Annotated in this window: 1 protein-coding gene; it reads left to right on the top strand. The window is 66.7% G+C overall.

Going from position 1 to position 1311, the window contains the following annotated elements:
- Positions 1-77 precede the first annotated feature (77 nt).
- Entirely contained in the window at positions 78-1307 is a 1230-nt protein-coding gene (hemA, locus tag Q8N10_RS08560; RefSeq protein WP_305337421.1) for a 5-aminolevulinate synthase, read from the top strand.
- Positions 1308-1311: the final 4 nt, after the last annotated feature.

The raw sequence follows: 1311 nt of genomic DNA, 5'->3' as shown, positions 1-1311 counted from the left end.
GGCGCGATAAGCCCGGCGAAGCTAAGGGGACCGGTTGCGGCGCGAGATGGTCGAGCGCGCGGCCGGAATTCAAGTCGATGGATTACAAGGCCGCGTTCAGCACCGCTCTTGAGCAGATTCACGCCGAGGGTCGTTACCGGGTCTTCGCCGACCTGAAGCGTCACCGTGGGCAGTTCCCCAAGGCGACCTGGACCCGGGGCGACGGGAGCCGGTCTGAGGTCATCGTCTGGTGCTCCAACGACTATCTGGGCCAGGGCCAGAACCCGGTGGTGCTGGACGCCATGCACCAGGCCATCGACGAGGCCGGCGGCGGTTCGGGGGGCACGCGCAACATCTCGGGCACCACCCACTACCATGTCGAGCTGGAGGCCGAGCTGGCCGACCTGCATGGCAAGGAAGCCGCCCTGCTGTTCACCTCGGGCTATGTGTCCAACGAGGCGTCGCTCTCGACCCTCTACAAGATCCTGCCGGGTCTGATCATGTTCTCCGATGAGCTGAATCATAACTCGATGATCAGCGGCATCCGGGCGGGCAAGCGCGAGCAGCGCCGGGTGTTCCGCCACAACGACCTGGCCCACCTGGAGGAGCTGCTGGCCCAGGTTCCGGTCGATGCGCCCAAGTTGATCGCCTTCGAGAGCGTCTACTCCATGGACGGCGACATCACCGACATGCGGGCGATGGTGGCGCTGGCCAAGAAGTACAACGCCATGACCTATCTGGACGAGGTCCATGCGGTGGGCATGTACGGCCCCCGCGGCGCCGGCGTGGCCGAGCGTGACGGGGTCATGGACCAGATCGACATCATCGAGGGCACCCTGGCCAAGGCCTTCGGCGTCATGGGCGGCTACATCGCCGCCGACGCGGTCATCGTCGACGCGATCCGCTCCTATGCCGACGGCTTCATCTTCACCACCTCGATCCCGCCGGCGCTGGCGGCCGGGGCCGTGGCCTCGATCCGCTATCTGAAGGACCACAACGAGATCCGCATCGCCCACCAGGAGCGCGCCCGCGCCCTGAAGGCCAAGCTGGCCAGGGCCGGCCTGCCAGTCATGCCCTCGGAGAGCCACATCGTCCCGGTGCTGGTGGGCGATCCCGTCCACTGCAAGATGATCAGCGACATCCTGCTGGAAGAGCATGGCGTCTACGTCCAGCCCATCAACTACCCCACCGTCCCGCGCGGCACCGAGCGCCTGCGCTTCACCCCGTCGCCCGCCCACACCGACGCCATGATGGACGACCTGGCCCAAGCCCTCGAAAGGCTCTGGGCCCACTGCAACATCAAGCGCGTCGGCGGATACGCCGCCTGACGGC

The organism is Phenylobacterium sp. (assembly GCF_030693625.1).
Taxonomy (GTDB): domain Bacteria; phylum Pseudomonadota; class Alphaproteobacteria; order Caulobacterales; family Caulobacteraceae; genus Phenylobacterium; species Phenylobacterium ferrooxidans.
Note: the sequence above shows the minus strand (reverse complement) of the source record. Positions and strands in the feature narration are given on the sequence as shown.